Source organism: Rothia mucilaginosa ATCC 25296 (genome assembly GCF_000175615.1).
Classification (GTDB): Bacteria; Actinomycetota; Actinomycetes; order Actinomycetales; family Micrococcaceae; genus Rothia; species Rothia mucilaginosa.
In genome coordinates, this window is record NZ_ACVO01000017.1 from 227,754 (window position 1) to 242,856 (window position 15,103).

Consider the following 15,103-nt stretch of genomic DNA (forward strand, 5'->3'; position numbering starts at 1 on the left):
GCGGCAGCCCACCGGCGAGCGCATCCGCCCGTCACGGTGCCGCCCAAAGCACCGCCCCGAGCAACCACCGCGCCTAACCTTCCACTACCCCACCGATACACTAGAACCATGTACCGAATCATGACTGTCTGCACCGGCAACATCTGCCGCTCCCCCGTCGGCGAATACCTCATCCGCCAGCACGCCCAAGAAGCCGGCGTGCCCGTCACCGTCACCTCCAGCGGCATCAGCAACGAAGAAGAAGGCAACCGCATCGACCCGCGCGCCGCCGCGCAGCTCACCACCCGCGGTATCGACCCGTCCGCGCACCGCGCCAGCGTCTTCACCGTCGAGGACTTCGACCGCAACGACCTCATCCTCGCCATGGACGCACCCCACTACCTGCGCCTCAAAGCCCTCGCCCGCAACGACGAGGACAAAGCCAAGATCCGTATGATGCGCAGCTTCGACCCGAAGGTCACCACCACCCACCTGGACCAGCTCGGCATCTACGACCCCTGGTACGGTAGCGAACGCGACTTCGTGTACACCACCGGCCTCATTGACGCCGCCGCACGCGGCCTCATCAACCACCTCAAGCAGGAAGGCGACGCGCAGTGAGCCAGCGTATTCCCCTGAACCAGAACCGCCGCGTCACCGGCACCACCGAAATCCTGGAACTCTGCAAAGACATGCTGCGCCTGGAGCACGGCATCGGCAACGACTTTGACATGGACACCGCCGAATTCACCGAATTCCGTGAGCAGTTCCTCGCGGACTTCGCGCAGATCCCGCTGATTATCGGCATTGACGGCCGCAGCGGCACCGGCAAAACCAGCCTCGCCACGCAGCTTGAGCAGGAGCTCACCGCCGCCGGCCACAGCGTGCACGTGCTGCACCTGGACGACTTCTACCCCGGCTGGGACGGCCTTTTCGACGGCGTGGAGGCGTGGGACGCGCTATCCGTGCAGCTGACCGAAGGTATTGCCGGAACCTACACCCCGTGGGATTGGGAGGCGGGCGCCCCCGGTGAGGTGCGCACCGTCGACCCGGCAGCTACGCAGGTCATCATCTGTGAGGGTGTCGGCGCGATTGCGGGCGCCTGCGAGGTGCGTATCCTCGCCACCGCCCCGGACGAGGTGCGTTACGAACGCGCCATGGCTCGTGACGGTGACACGTTCCGCCCGCACTGGGAACGCTGGGCGGCGCAGGAGGAGGCACTGCTCGCCGAAATCCCGGAGGACTACGCGACCGTCGACTTCATCTACGACAGCGCGGCGCAGTAGCAGCCGCCTACAAGACAGTAGAGCCCAATGCTTCGTGTATCTCGAAGCATTGGGCCCTACGGCTATTCAGAGGCAGTTTTACTGAGGCGCTGTTTTATTGAGGCATGGGAGCCGGGCTAGCGGATTCCATGCGGTCTTTATCCCAGTAGGTTGAGGTATTGCTCGGCGCGTGCGTGGAGGCAGTGCCGTCTTTTTCGTTACCCGGGTTGTTGTTAGAAAGCACGGCAAAGACTACGAGCAAGACGCAAGCTATGAGTAGCAGGATGCATAGCAAATATTTGTAATAGTGGTTGCGCATCTGAGGGGCCCTCCGGTCGTATCGCGTGGTATGACCAACGTAAGTTATGCGGTCGCCCCGAGCAATGCTTCCCAAGAATATTTCTCAAATATTTCTTCAGCACCGGGGGCTGAGCGGCAGACTAAGCCAAGCCGCTCAAGAGGCGGTGTTATCCGTAAGCGACATCAGGGTGTCCGAAGCGAAGCGAGGACGGGTGCCCCTGTAGGAGCGTGGATAACACCGTCCCTTTGCTGTACCTGCGCAGGTGAGCGCCGCCTTCCAAGCCAGCCAGAAGGCTGAGCACGAAGGAACCAAGCGGAGCCCTCCCAACCCAGCTCAAAAAAATATCAAACATTTAACTTACGAAGCCACGCCCAATTCTGCTACCGTGAACAAGTTGTGCTTCCAGCCTGCGCAAGCTCACCCCCGGATCCGGTACCGCCGCATCCACGTCTTGTAGAGCCGCAGGCGCCGTTGCACGCGCATCACACAGAAAGAAAAACTAAGACTAATGTCTTCGAAGTCGGTTAAGACCTCCTTCGGGCTATCGCCCCTTTTCATTGTTGTTCTGGCGCTGTTGACCGCTATCGCGCCGCTCGCTACGGATATGTACCTGGCGGCGCTGCCCGCAGTCGCTGAGAATCTGAACACCACCAGCACGAACGCCTCCCTGACGTTGAGTGCGTTCATGGTGGGTATGGCGCTCGGCCAGCTGGTCGTGGGCCCCCTGTCGGATAAGACGGGCCGCCGCAAGCCGCTGCTGATCGGTGCGGTCATCTGCTTTATTGCGACGGTGGCGTGTGGTTTCGCGCCAAATATTGAGCTGCTGATTTTTGCGCGTTTCATGATGGGCTTCACCGGTTCGATTGGTGCGGTGCTGGCGCGTTCTATCGTGGCTGATACGACTAAGGGCCTGGCGACCGCTAAGCTCATGGGCGTCATGATGATGATTAACGGCTTCGCGCCGGTGCTTGCGCCGCTGTTTGGTGGCTGGGTGCTGTCGTGGGGTAGCTGGCGCGATATTTTCCATGTGCTGGGCGTGGTTACCGCGATTATGATGCTCGGCGTGATCTTCGTGATTAAGGAGACCCTGCCGGTGGAGGAACGCTACCAGGGCACTGCCCTGAGCGTGTACTCGGAGCTGCCGAAGGTCTTCAAGATTCGCCGCTACCTGGGTTTCATGCTGACGATGTGCTTCGCGTTTGGTGCGCTGTTCTCGTACATTTCCGGTTCGACGTTTGTGTTGCAGAAGATTCTGGGCTTGTCCGAGACTGAGTTCACGATCGTGTTCGGTGTGAACTCGATTGGCATTGTGCTGTTCAGTGCGATTGCGACGAAGCTGGTGGGTCGTGTGGCGCAGCGCCGCATCGTGAATGTCGGCGTGATTAGCATGCTGGTGGTGTCTTCGCTGCTGTTGGTTAGCTTCCTTGTCGGTATTTCGCTGGTACCGACGCTGATTCTGCTGTTCCTGCTGACCAGCTCGTGCGGCCTGATTTTTGGTAATGCTTCGGCGTTGGCGTTGAACGAGGCGCGTCACATGGCGGGTAGTGCTTCGGCGGTGATGGGTACGATTCAGGCTCTGCTGGGTGCGTTGGCGGCCCCGCTGGTGTCGTTTGCTGGTGAGCATGAGTACCTGCCGATGGGCTTCTCCATTCTGGGTTTCGCGGTTCTGACGGCGCTGGTGCTGTGGACTACGCCGCGTAAGGATTCGGACTACTCGGCTGACGGTGAGAGCCACGGCGCTGGTGAAGGTCAGGGTGCTCCGGCGGCGGGCCACTAGCCTGTTGTTGTTTTTTGTGTAGCTAAAGCCCCGGCTGGGCAACCCGCTAAGGGTTGCGCGTCCGGGGCTTTGCTGTATTTGCTGTAGCAGTTAGGGAGGCGCTTGTACTCTTCCTTCGCTCCTACAGGGGCACCCGCCCTCGCTTCGCTTCGGGCACCCTGATGTCGCTTCAGGAAGGTACACGCACCTCCTGCCCTTGACCATAGACAGCACAAAGGGACGGTATTATCCTCGCTCGGATAATACCGTCCCTTTTTGTACGCGTTTAGCTCTGCTGCGCCAAGTAGTTCAACAGGGTCGCGGTCAGCTCCGGGTCATGCGCCAGCGCCGTACCGTTCAGGTGAGTCACCGGCGCAATCAGACGCACCGACGACGCCAACCACACGCCGTCCGACTCAAACAAATCCTGCGGGTAGAGCGGGCCGAAGCCCAGCTCCCAACCGGCCTGGCGTGCCGCCTCGAACACCGCGCCCTGCGTGGTGCCGGGAAGGATGCCGTGGCTCGGCTCGGGCGTGTACAGCACCTTCTTGCCGTCCTCAATCTTGGCGACCAGCACCGAGGAGGTGGCGCCCTCAAGCACGCGACGCTCATCGGTGATGAAGATAGCGTCGTCCGCGCCGCGCTCCTGCACGTACCGCAGAACCGCCATGTTCACCGCGTAGGAGAGGGTCTTCGCGCCCGCCAGAAGCCACGGGTAGGCGCTGTTGTCCATCGGCTCGTGGCCGCGCGGCAGCAGCATCGCCTTCACACCCTCGGTACGGCGCTTCACGATGGAGGCAGGCACCGGCGACGCCATAATCAGCGTGTACGGGCCCGGCTGCATGGAGGTCACCGCCTGGGTGGGGCCGCGCGAAATAATGATCTTCACGATGTGCTCTTCGCCCAGCGCAGTCTCGGCACCGGCGGTCGCCTCACGCATGAGGCGCTCCACCGCCGAACGCAGAATCTCGGGTTCCGGGTCGGGCAGATCCAGCATGCGCGCTGAGGATTCGAGGCGGGACAGGTGCATGCCGAGCTTACGCACGCGGCGGTTGACGGACAGCATAGTCTCGAAGACGCCGTCGCCGCGGGTGAAGCCCTGATCATCAACGCTGATGAGGGGCACGGACGGGTCAACGAAGATGCCCTGCGGGTTCTGCTCGTTCAGAAGAATTACGGTACTAGACATAGTCTTATTGTACGGTCGCTGCCGGACCATAGGCAGGAGGTGTGTGTACCTTCCTGAAGCGACATCAGGGTGCCCGAGCTCTGCGAGGGCGGGTGCCCCTGTAGGAGCGAAGGAAGTGTACGGGCATCTCCCTACTCACGTCCCAAGTGAGGCTAGGCGCGGAGGAAATATGCGGCTCCCGCGACGTATCCCAGCGCGGGAAGACGGTATCGTCCGTAGTGACATCAGGGTGCCCGAAGCGAAGCGAGGGCGGGTTCCCTGTAGGAACGAGGGCGAATACCGCCTCCCCAGCGGAGCCACGAAAGCGGAACCAGAAACGGAACAAACTACAGCAAGAGCAAACTAGCCCCAGAGGAACTGGATCGTACCCGCCGCAATAGATGCACCGTACGCAACAGCGATAATGACGGCGGCGGCAATGCTCACGTGCACATCACGCGGCGAATAGGACGGCACACGAGCCCAGGTGCGTTCGCCTGCGCCGAAGCCGCGCGCCTCCATGGTGATGGCGAGGCGGGAGCCTCGGCGGATAGCCTGCACGAGCAGGGCGAAGCTTTGCCCGCCAAAGGTTTGTGCACGCCCAATGAGGGATTGGCCTGCACCGAGTCCGCGGGCGCGTCGTGCCTGGCCGAGGGCGTTCCATTCGGCGAAGAGAATGCCGACGAGGCGCAGGGCGGCGACGGTGGCGAGCACGAATCGGGAGGGCAGTTTGAAGGTTTGTGCGAGGGAGTCACCGAGGTCGGTCGGGTCGGTGGTGAGTACGAATGCGAGGGTGGGTAGGACCATGGCGAGGGAGCGGATCATCATGGCTGCGCCGACGGCGGCGGAGTCGGTGGTGATGCTGTTGAAGCCGAGGTCGAGGATGGTGGTGCCGCTTTTGGCGCTGAGCATGGCGACGGACCAACCGGTGGTGATGACGGCGATGAGGATGGGCCAGAAGCGGGCGAGGACGTTGACGGGTCGGAATCCGACGAGGATGAATCCGAGCAGTTCGAGGGCGAAGAGGATTCCGGAGGTGAGGGGGTCGCGCACGATGAGTGCGGCGATGATGAGGGCGAAGGAGAGGATGAGTTTTACGCCGGCGTTGAGGTTGCTGAAGTAGCTGGTTCGGTCGATGGTGCCGAAGAAGTCGGTGTTCATGCGTTCTCCTTTCCGGGGGTTGCGGTGGCTTCGAGGGTGATGTGGTTGCCGCCGAGTGCGGCGGTGTAGTCTTCGTCGTGGGTGATGGAGATGATGGCGGTACCGCCTGCGAGTAGTTCGCGGATGAGGTCGACGAGTTCTGCCCAGGTTCGTGCGTCTTGGCCGAAGGTGGGTTCGTCGAGGATGAGGATTTTGGGTGCGGTGGCGAGTGCGGAGGCTACGGAGAGTCGTCGTTTTTCGCCGCCGGAGAGGGTGAAGGGGTTGGCGTCGAGTAGGTGGGTGAGGCGTAGGCGGGTTGCGAGTTCGTTGGTGCGGGCGGTGAGGTCGTCTTCGTTGAGGGGGTTGCGGGTGAGTGCGGCGAGTCGGCGGGGGCCGAGTTCGAGTTCTTCGCGTACGGTTCCGCGGATGAATTGGTATTCGGGTTCTTGGAAGACGTAGCCGATGCGGCTGAGCATTTGGGCGGGAGTCCAGGTGGGCACGTCCCAGTGGGCGCGCTCGCCGCCGTGGTTGCTGCCGCGCTCGCCGCCGTGGTTGCCGCCGTGGTTACCGTCGTAATTACGCAGTGCGTCGGTGGCGGTGAGGGTGCCGTTGGGTGCGGTGAGGAGCCCTGCGAGGGTGAGGGCTAAGGTTGATTTGCCGGCGCCGTTGGGGCCGAGCACGCTTAGGTGTTCGCCGGCGTGCAGGGTGAGGTTGATGCCGCTGCGCAGGACGGGCAGGTCGGTGGGTGCGGGTGCGGGGGTGTCGCCGAGGCGTTTGATGGTGCGTCGGCGCGCGCGTCGTTGTTTGGGGGTGGGTTGCGCGCGGGTGATGCTGAGGTTTTCGGCGCGCAGTAGCGTCTCGCCGTGCTCGCTATCGCTGTCGCTCTGCGGCGCACGCGGCACGTAGTTGGGTACCCACACGCCCGCGTCGATGAGTTCTTGGCGGGCTTCGGTGAGTACGGTGTCGGGTACGCCGTCGTGGGTGATGGTGCCACCTTCGCCGAGTACGATAATGCGGTCCATGTGCGGCGCCCAGATGCTCACGCGGTGTTCTACGACGAGCAGGGTCGCTCCGGTGGCTTGCGCGGCGGCAAGGATGCTGTCGCGTACTTCCTGCACGCCGGAGGGGTCGAGGTTGGCGGTGGGTTCGTCGAGGATCATGGCGCCGGGGTGCATCGAGAGGATGCCCGCCAGGCCGAGGCGCTGTTTCTGCCCTCCGGATAGCGCACTGCTGGGGTGGTCGAGGGCAAGGTGGTTGAGCCCTACTGCGGTGAGGGCTTCGGTGACGCGGCCCCAGATTTCTTCGCGGGGTACGCGCAGGTTTTCGGGGCCGAAGGCGACGTCGTTGCCGACGGTTGCCATGACGATCGAGGATTCGGGGTCCTGCTGCATCATGCCTGCGGTGCCGCGCGCTTCGGCGGGTGCTTGCCCGTTGATAGTGATGGTGCCGCCGGCGGATTCGCCGTCGTCATCGTGGAGCACACCGGCGATGGCGTGCAGGAGCGTCGATTTGCCGGCGCCGGAGGTGCCCAGTAGCAGGACTTTTTCACCGGGGTTGATGGTGAGGTTGAGTCCGCTGATGACGGGTTCTGGGCGTCCGGGGTGGTGCCAGCTGAAGTTGTTGAGCTCGATGCGCGCCCCGCGCGGTGTTGCTTCCATGATGCTTCCTTAGCCTTTTGTATGGCTGCTGTAGTGTGCCGAGTGGTGACTAGTTGCTGGTGGTTAGCGGCGGGTCTTGCCGGATGCCAGCGAGGAGAGCACACCGGTCTTGGCGAGGTTCTGCACGAGAATCCACGCCAGGAAGCCTGCGATAACTGCACCGGAGACGACGGCGCACGCTACGTAGATGATTGCCTTGACCGGTTCCATGTCGGGGTAGTAGATGAAGATTTCGTTAACGCCCATGAACAGGCCGCTGAGCGCACCGGAGAAGATGGCGACGGTTGCGTTCCAGCGGCGGTAGCGGAAGATCGCGAAGGCGATTTCAGCGCCGAGGCCCTGGAAGAGGCCCGCAATCAGGATTTCGCCGCTCCATGCGCCGCCGGTGAAGAGTACGGAAATGAATGCTGCGACGATTTCGCCGAAGAGTGCCGCACCGGGCTTGCGGATGAGCAGGCCGCCGAGGGTGCCGCCGAGTAGCCACGCGCCGGCGACGATGGGGCGGAATTCGGGTGCTGCTACGAGTGCGGTTTTGGCGGCGGGGCCGACTGCGATGTCCCAGATCCAGAAGATGACGGCGCAGGCTACTGCGATAACTGCAGCGATGACGATTTCGTTGACTCGCCAGCGCAGGTTCGGCTTCTTCGCTTCTGCCTGGGTAGATGCCTGGGAGGCGGGGGTTGCGTTCTGTGACATTGATGGTCCTTCCGTCGTTGGAAGGGGAATGTCCTCGCCCTCTGATTGGACGAGGGCATTGAGAAGAAATTCGACTCCCTACGCCGGTACTAACCGGATCAGGTTCGAGGGTCTGCTTAGCACTCTCAGCGCCTCGGTGGCGCTCCCCTGTCGTGTGGGGTTCCTTGTCCGTACCGTTGTGGTGCGGGTGGGAACCCAGGTTCGATTGTAGGCTTGTCTGGCTGTTCGTGCCAATTTGCCGCTTTTTGTTTCGTTCTTCTGCCCACATTACAGAATTGCACGGTGTACAATTTTGGGACGGAGAGGCTCCAAGGCGGCACGAACGCCTTAAACCCTATACGCTAGGGAGTGGCGCTCTTTTCTCACCCAACCCCGAAGGGGTTCACGGGCAGGACGCCGCATCGTATACAGCTAAGGAGATACATATGAACCCCGTCGCTAAGCTTGCTCTTGCGGGTATCAACATGGGCGCTGCTGCCCTGGTTGGTAAGGGCCTGGGCGCAGCCTGGACCAAGGCTACCGGTAACCAGCCTCCCGCCATTTCCCACGAGTCTGAAGATACCCTGCGTCAGGTCATCCTCTGGACCGTTCTGACCTCCGTCGTGGGTGCTGTGGTGAGCTTCGGTATTGCTCGCCTGCAGCGTCGTTTCTTCAACTAAGACTTTGCGCTTTCCGCGCGAAAGTTCATGAACTAGGCGGTACGTATCTTCGCTCGGTACGTACCGCCTGGTGTTCCATCTTCAGCACGCCCGCCCCACTTCAGCCGGTTTCACGCCGCCGCTACGCTGAAGCGCCACCTCGGCATCCGAAAGCACAACTATGACTATTTCTTCTCCCCGCCGTAAGACGAAGGCTCAGCGTAGGGTCGTTGACCACGCGAACAGCCGCCGTTCGGTCGCGTCCTGGGTCATGTGGGATGTTGGTTCGTCGAGCTTCGACTCGATTATGACGACCTTCATCTTCACCGTGTATCTGACCAGCAGCTATTTCGGTACGCCCGAAGAGACCTCTTCGGCGCTATCACTGGGTCTGACCATTGCCGGTTTCCTCATTGCGATTCTAGCGCCGGTGACCGGCCAGCGTAACGACAAGTCCGGCAAGGGCATCTTCTGGCTCGGTGTGAACACCATGCTACTAGTCGGTTCGATGGCGGCGTGCTTCTTCGTGGGCCCCACCCCGCAGTACCTGTGGCTGGGTGTCACGCTGATTTCTGCGGCGAGCGTGTTCAGCGAGTTCGCGTACGTGAACTATAACGCCGTACTGCCGCGCATCTCCCACCCGGAGAATATCGGTAAGATTTCGGGCGCCGGATGGGCTGCCGGCTACATTGGCGGCATCCTGGCGCTAGCTGTGGTGCTGTGGGGTTTTGTGCTTACCCCCGAAGTGCTCGGCCTGACCACCGATAACGCCCTGAATATCCGTGCGGTCGCGCTATTCGCCGCCGCCTGGTGTTTGATCTTCTGTCTGCCGCTGCTGATTCGTATGCGCACCCGCGAGCGCTTCCTACCGGAGGTGCTGCCCACCCGCGAGCTGCGTTTCCTGGAGCTCGGCATGGAGCGTCTCTCCCCGGCTCGTCAGGGCGGTCTGCTCGCCTCCTACAAGGCGCTGTGGCGCACGATTCGTCGCCTGAAGATGACGTCCCCGCAGACCCTGTGGTTCCTGATTGCTTCGGCGGTGTTCCGTGATGGCCTGTCCGGTATTTTTACGTTCGGCGGTATTCTCGCGGCGGGCACGTTCGGTTTCAGCACTTCCGAGGTGATCCTGTTCGGTATTGCCGGTAGCGCTGTCGCGGCGGCTGGCGCGATCCTGGGCGGCTACCTGGATGACTACCTGGGCCCGAAGACGATTATTGTTATCTCGCTGGTCGGCATTATCTTGGCGGCTACCCCGTTGCTGTTCTTCCCTCAGCCTAGCGTGTTCTGGGTATGCGCCCTGCTGCTGTGCCTGTTCGTGGGCCCGGCTCAGTCGGCATCCCGTACTTTCCTGGCTCGCCTGGCTGATCCCGGTACTGAGGGTGAGCTGTTCGGCCTGTACTCGACCACCGGTCGTGCCACCAGCTTCCTGGCGCCGATGCTGTTCGGTCTGTGCGTGAGCATCATGGGCGCGCAGATTTGGGGTGTGCTCGGTATTCTGATCGTTGTGGTGGCGGGTCTGCTCCTGCTGCTGCCGGTGAAGGCGCCCGGTCCGTTGCGTATGCGTGCGGCTCGCCGCGAGCAGAAGCGTGAACAGAAGCGCCGCGACAAGGCAGCCCAGTAGTGTTGCTCGGTAACGCTGCTCGGTAAGACATTGCGGGGCTAGGCGTCCCGCAAACCCCGCAAATACAAGCCTGCAAATACAACCTTGCAAACACACAGGGAGGGGCGGGTAGAAGATCATTCTTCTACCCGCCCCTTCCTTGTGCTTAAGCAGTGCCTACCAAGCGGAGCTCAGTAAGCCGCGCCAGAGAGCCGTGTCAGTAAGCCGCGGTGGCTAGTCCTCCACCACGTCATCCTCATCCTCAGAGACAGCGTCTTCAGAGGAATCCAGTGCAATCTGCTGCTCCTCCTCATCCAGAACCTCATCGCTCGTCATCTGAGCCCAGGTCGCGTCATCAATCAGCGGATCATCAATCACACGGACCCACAGCATCGAACCAGCCGCCAGAGCACTCAAGTTCTCGTCATACGCCTCCGCAGGCAGACCCTCAAAAATCTCAGCCAGACGCGCAAACAGGTCATCATACGAAATGTCGCCCTCAGCCTGCAGCCAGCACTCAGCCGCAAACTCAGACAGCTCATTCAGCTCAGTGTCACACAGCAGCAAGAACGGGCCGTCCTCGCCCACACGCACACCCGAAGTACCCGGCATACGAGACACCGCAATCGTACCGTTCAAGAACACACCCGGCAGGTGATCCTCAACCGTGTACTTCTCCAGCTTCTCAACCTCATCAGCATTCGGCAGCTCACCGCCATTCAGCAGATTCTGAACCAGCGGCAGAGTATCCTCAACCTCCGAGTACACCAGGCGCCACACGCCACCGCAACGCTCCACCAGCTTAGCCAGCGACACAACACCCTCAGGGTGACGCGCCAGACCCGAACTCTGCTCACTCAAGAACACCAGAGCCTCATGCAGCGGAACACGCTCAAAATACGGCTCCGAAGCCGACTCATCACGAGAAATGAACACAATACGCGACAGCTTATAGCTGAGGTCATCACGATCAACCACATTCAGGCCCAAATCCACCGGGTTCTGCTGATCCTTCGGCGCATTCGGGTCAACAATCACAGACAACGGCTTCGGATACGGCGACACAACACCCTCATCCGAAATAATCGCAGTCTCATCAGTCAGGTACGCAAACTTCGAACCCAAGAAACGCGACGCAGTCGTCTTACCGCTACCAGAAACACCCACCAGCGCAACAGCGCGCTTCGACTCAGGGTCACCGATAACAGCCGCATGCAGCATCACACCGCGACCAACCAGCTGCTCAATCATCGCCAACGTAATACGGCTCGTCAGATCCTGCATACCCGAATCATCATCAGCCACACGCAGCGTCGAAACCTTATCAAACGAACCCATCAACGGATTCGCCAAATCCATCACCGACTCATCAGTCGGCGCATGAACCAGCATCACCTGATCAAAACGAGACAACGAAGCATACGCCTCATCAGGAGTATCAAAAAACTCCGGAGCAAGAGGCTCCCACGCCTTCTTAAAACGCTCCACAAAAGAGTCCGACATATCAATCAGATACAAAGAAACTTCCGCGCCAGCAACACGCAGAACAACAGGCTTCAGATTCATCAAAAAATCCTTAGAGAGTGAGAGATAAAAGCCCGCACGCGAGTGAACGCACGAGCACAACAGGCGAAAAAACCGCCCAACGCGGGCGCACAAACACACAGCCTGCACGCCCGCACCCCAAAGCGGGAAAGACTAAGACTCCACAGAACCATCCGCAGGAATCATCGTCTGATGAAAATTCAAATAACTACGCGAAGCAGTCGGGCCACGCTGACCCTGGTAACGGTTACCATACGCACCAGAACCATACGGATGCTCAGTCGGGCTACTCAAACGGAAGAAACACAACTGACCAACCTTAGAACCCGGCCACAACATAATCGGCAAAGTCGCCATATTCGACAACTCAAGCGTCACATGCCCCGAAAAACCAGGATCAATAAAACCAGCCGTAGAGTGAGTCAGAAGACCCAGACGACCCAACGACGACTTACCCTCCAAACGGGCAGCCACATCATCAGGCAGAGTCACCTTCTCATACGTAGAACCCAACACAAACTCACCCGGATGCAGAATAAACGGCTCATCAGGAGCCACCTCCACCAGGCGCGTCAAATCCTCCTGCGGCTGAGCAGGATCAATATGCGGGTACTTATGGTTATCGAACAGACGGAAGAAACGATCAATCCTCACGTCCACACTTGCAGGCTGAATCATCGACTCATCGAACGGATCAAGAACGATGCGCCCATCAGCAATCTCTTGACGAATATCGCGATCTGAAATAAGCACGCTTAAAGGATACCTGGCAAACACCACCCACGTGCAGGCATCCACCAGCCCCAGCACACAGGCCTACATCACATTTCAACCCCGCCACCCCGCACATAAACAACCGCGACACATTTCACCCCCAGCAAGCAGGCGCGATACACTGAAAAAGATGCGGCTGTAGCTCAATGGTAGAGCGCACGCTTCCCAAGCCTGATACGCGGGTTCGATTCCCGTCAGCCGCTCCACAAGCCCCGGACCTTATGGTTTGGGGCTTTATTTTTTAGGTTGGATGCGGTGGTTGGGCCAAGAGTTTAGGATGCCGCTTGGGTTGGACGGGTCGAGGCGGTATGTTCCTTGCTCCTGCAGGGAACCCGTCCTCGCTTCGCGTCGGACACCCTGATGTCGCGACGGAACATACCGGCCTCTCCCCTGCAAACTCCCTCCCCTTCCCTGTGTACGAGGTAGGGAACGTGGCTGCGCGGCAAGGGTGAGAGCCGCGGGCTACTCGGCTTGGGAAGAGTGTGCGCGGAGGCGGGGAAGGAATACTCGGGTGAGGTACCGCAAACAGCTCGCCAAGAATGAATATTGGGTTCAGGGCATTGCGGTGACTCCGTATGGGAGGTCAGGGCACCTTCCTGCGGGCTCGCGACAAGAAGGTTTCAGCACGACCATGCGAGCGCGCAGCACAGCTATACCTTCCTGAAGCGACATCAGGGTGCCCGAGCTGAAGCGAGGGCGGGTGCCCCTGTAGGAGCGAAGGAAGTGTATAGCGAGCCAAGCGCACGCACCTCAAAACACTTGAAGGATGTTCAACTCACCACACAGTTGTGCTAACCTAACCACAGAAATTCAAAGAGAGAATTTCTAAAAAACATCTACTCGACGAGGAATCGTAGACCCGCATGACCCGCGAAACGCACCCCTACACCACCCCCGCACGCCCCCTCGACCTGAACCTCTACCTCGTCACAGGCGACAACCCCCTCGAAACCGTCCGGGCAGCCAAACACGCCACCTGCATCCAAGTCAGGTCCAAACCCATCAGTGCGCGCGAGCTCTACCAGCTCACCGAAGCTATCGCCGGCATCATCCAGCCGCACCAGACGCTCCTCGTCGACGACCGTGTTGATGTCGCCCTCGCGTTGCGTGCCCGCGGCGTGCGCGTTGACGGCGTGCACATCGGTCAAGATGATTTGCCCGTAGCCGACGCCCGCGCCCTCCTCGGCGCCGACGCGGTCATCGGTCTGACCACCGGCACCCGGCAGCTCGTTGAAGAGTCCAACAAAATCGCGCACCTGATCGACTACATTGGCACCGGGCCGTTCCGCCCCAGCCCCACCAAGCAGTCCAACCGCCCGCCCCTCGGCATTGATGGGCTCCGCGAACTTGCCGAACTGTCCGCCGTGCCCACCGTAGCTATCGGCGACATCACCCCCGAAGACTGCCCCGCCATCCGCACCACCGGAGTTGCCGGAATCGCCATGGTCCGCGCCTTCGTCGACAACCCCGCGCTGCAGGCATAGCCATGACCATCACCATCATTGGCGGCGGAATCATTGGCCTCACCACCGCGTTTGAGCTCACCGAACGCGGCGAAAACGTGCACCTCATCGATGCCGAAACCAGCGACTACGGCACCGCCGACGACGGCACGGCGCTCTACCCCGCCGCCAGCCACTACGCCGGCGGTATGCTCGCGCCCATCGCAGAAGTGCAATTCCAGCAGGACGCGCTCTTCCCGCTCATGACCGCCAGCGCCGACGCCTACCCCTCCCTTATGGAGAGGCTCAGCCGCGCCACCGACCTGCCCACCGGCTACGACACCACCGGCACGCTCATTGTCGCAGCCGACCGTGCCGACGCCGAGCACCTGCAACGCACCCGCGCCTACTACCGGGACATGAACCGCCCCGCAGACCCCGTCACCCCCACGCAGGCACGCACCCTCGAACCGCTCCTGGCCCCGCGTATTGCCGGCGCTGTGAGCATCCCCAGTGACCATCAGCTGCACCCGCGGCTCATGAGGCGCGCCCTCAAAGACGCCCTCACCCGCCGCGGCGTCACCTTCAGCACCGAACGGGTCACCGACCCGGACGCGGGCGACATTATCTGCGCTGGACTAGGGGCAACACTGCACGGGGACTACCCGCTACGCCCCGTCTACGGGGACATTCTGCGCCTGCGCGCCCCGCGGCCCATCCTCAAGCATGTAGTGCGCGGCTACGTGAACTCCCGCCCCGTCTACCTCATCCCCCGCCCTGACGGGGAGCTGTGCATCGGCGCGACCAGCCGCGAAGACCACCGCACACTACCCGCCATTGACGGCGTACACCAGCTGCTACGTGACGCGATTCGGCTCGTGCCCGCCGTTGAAGAGTGTGAGCTTCTGGAGGCGAACGTCGGCGCCCGCCCCGGAACCCCGGACGACCTGCCTATCTTCGGGCACCGCACTCGCGCTGACGGCACCCGCCAGCTCGTGTCCACGGGCTATTTCCGCCACGGTATTCTGCTTGCCGCGCTCGCCGGCAAGGTTGGTGCGGAGGTCGCCTGCGGGGCTGAGATTCCGCCCATCATGCAGGCGTGCGACCCGGCACGATTCACCCACTAAACACAGTCCCCGCCGGG

At 61.3% G+C, this 15,103-nt stretch carries 13 protein-coding genes, 1 tRNA gene and 1 riboswitch; of the genes, 8 read left to right on the forward strand and 6 right to left on the reverse strand.

Features of this window, described 5'->3' with window-relative positions; genetic code table 11:
* Window positions 1-120: 120 nt before the first annotated feature.
* The 3 genes from ROTMU0001_RS07395 (at window position 121) to ROTMU0001_RS07405 (ending at window position 3,322) form a co-directional block, all read left to right on the forward strand.
* Entirely contained in the window at window positions 121-600 is a 480-nt protein-coding gene (locus ROTMU0001_RS07395; RefSeq protein ID WP_245534294.1) for a low molecular weight protein-tyrosine-phosphatase, read from the forward strand.
* Complete coding sequence (locus ROTMU0001_RS07400) at window positions 597-1,265, forward strand: nucleoside/nucleotide kinase family protein (protein ID WP_005509000.1); 669 nt, start codon at window positions 597-599, stop codon at window positions 1,263-1,265. Before ROTMU0001_RS07395 ends, ROTMU0001_RS07400 begins: the two co-directional genes overlap by 4 nt.
* A gap of 788 nt (window positions 1,266-2,053) precedes the next feature.
* Entirely contained in the window at window positions 2,054-3,322 is a 1,269-nt protein-coding gene (locus tag ROTMU0001_RS07405; protein WP_005509003.1) for a multidrug effflux MFS transporter, read from the forward strand.
* 265 nt (window positions 3,323-3,587) lie between these two features.
* Here ROTMU0001_RS07405 and ROTMU0001_RS07410 read toward each other — a convergent pair whose 3' ends face one another.
* The 4 genes from ROTMU0001_RS07410 to ROTMU0001_RS07425 all read right to left on the reverse strand — a co-directional run bounded on the left by ROTMU0001_RS07410 (window position 3,588) and on the right by ROTMU0001_RS07425 (window position 7,963).
* Complete coding sequence (locus ROTMU0001_RS07410; RefSeq protein WP_005509006.1) at window positions 3,588-4,490, reverse strand: aminotransferase class IV; 903 nt, start codon at window positions 4,488-4,490, stop codon at window positions 3,588-3,590.
* Window positions 4,491-4,832: 342 nt separating this feature from the next.
* Window positions 4,833-5,630 carry an energy-coupling factor transporter transmembrane component T family protein gene (locus ROTMU0001_RS07415; RefSeq protein WP_005509007.1) on the reverse strand — a complete coding sequence of 266 codons (798 nt, stop codon included), beginning with the start codon at window positions 5,628-5,630 and terminating at the stop codon, window positions 4,833-4,835.
* Window positions 5,627-7,267: an ABC transporter ATP-binding protein gene (locus ROTMU0001_RS07420; protein WP_005509009.1), complete on the reverse strand. Its 1,641-nt coding sequence runs from the start codon at window positions 7,265-7,267 to the stop codon at window positions 5,627-5,629. Before ROTMU0001_RS07420 ends, ROTMU0001_RS07415 begins: the two co-directional genes overlap by 4 nt.
* A 63-nt stretch (window positions 7,268-7,330) precedes the next feature.
* Window positions 7,331-7,963, reverse strand: a complete 633-nt coding sequence (locus tag ROTMU0001_RS07425) for an ECF transporter S component (RefSeq protein ID WP_005506757.1) — start codon at window positions 7,961-7,963, stop codon at window positions 7,331-7,333.
* A 58-nt stretch (window positions 7,964-8,021) separates the two neighbouring features.
* Window positions 8,022-8,122: riboswitch (TPP riboswitch) on the reverse strand.
* Window positions 8,123-8,388: 266 nt separating this feature from the next.
* Here ROTMU0001_RS07425 and ROTMU0001_RS07430 point away from each other — a divergent pair.
* Together ROTMU0001_RS07430 and ROTMU0001_RS07435 are read left to right on the forward strand one after the other, a co-directional pair.
* Window positions 8,389-8,622 (forward strand): DUF4235 domain-containing protein, encoded by a 234-nt coding sequence (locus ROTMU0001_RS07430; RefSeq protein ID WP_005509010.1) that lies wholly within the window; start codon window positions 8,389-8,391, stop codon window positions 8,620-8,622.
* A gap of 160 nt (window positions 8,623-8,782) precedes the next feature.
* On the forward strand, window positions 8,783-10,219 hold the full coding sequence (locus ROTMU0001_RS07435; RefSeq protein ID WP_005509011.1) for an MFS transporter: 1,437 nt from the start codon (window positions 8,783-8,785) through the stop codon (window positions 10,217-10,219).
* Between the two features lie 213 nt (window positions 10,220-10,432).
* Here ROTMU0001_RS07435 and ROTMU0001_RS07440 read toward each other — a convergent pair whose 3' ends face one another.
* Window positions 10,433-11,764 (reverse strand): hypothetical protein, encoded by a 1,332-nt coding sequence (locus ROTMU0001_RS07440; protein WP_005509012.1) that lies wholly within the window; start codon window positions 11,762-11,764, stop codon window positions 10,433-10,435.
* A gap of 132 nt (window positions 11,765-11,896) precedes the next feature.
* Window positions 11,897-12,496 carry a dCTP deaminase gene (dcd, locus tag ROTMU0001_RS07445; RefSeq protein WP_005509013.1) on the reverse strand — a complete coding sequence of 200 codons (600 nt, stop codon included), beginning with the start codon at window positions 12,494-12,496 and terminating at the stop codon, window positions 11,897-11,899.
* A 153-nt stretch (window positions 12,497-12,649) separates the two neighbouring features.
* Between dcd and ROTMU0001_RS07450 the strand changes: the two genes are divergently transcribed.
* The 3 genes from ROTMU0001_RS07450 to thiO all read left to right on the forward strand — a co-directional run bounded on the left by ROTMU0001_RS07450 (window position 12,650) and on the right by thiO (window position 15,086).
* Window positions 12,650-12,723: transfer RNA gene (locus ROTMU0001_RS07450), tRNA-Gly, on the forward strand.
* A 657-nt stretch (window positions 12,724-13,380) separates the two neighbouring features.
* Complete coding sequence (locus ROTMU0001_RS07455; RefSeq protein ID WP_005509014.1) at window positions 13,381-14,001, forward strand: thiamine phosphate synthase; 621 nt, start codon at window positions 13,381-13,383, stop codon at window positions 13,999-14,001.
* 2 nt (window positions 14,002-14,003) lie between these two features.
* Window positions 14,004-15,086, forward strand: a complete 1,083-nt coding sequence (gene thiO, locus ROTMU0001_RS07460; protein WP_005509015.1) for a glycine oxidase ThiO — start codon at window positions 14,004-14,006, stop codon at window positions 15,084-15,086.
* Window positions 15,087-15,103 lie beyond the last annotated feature (17 nt).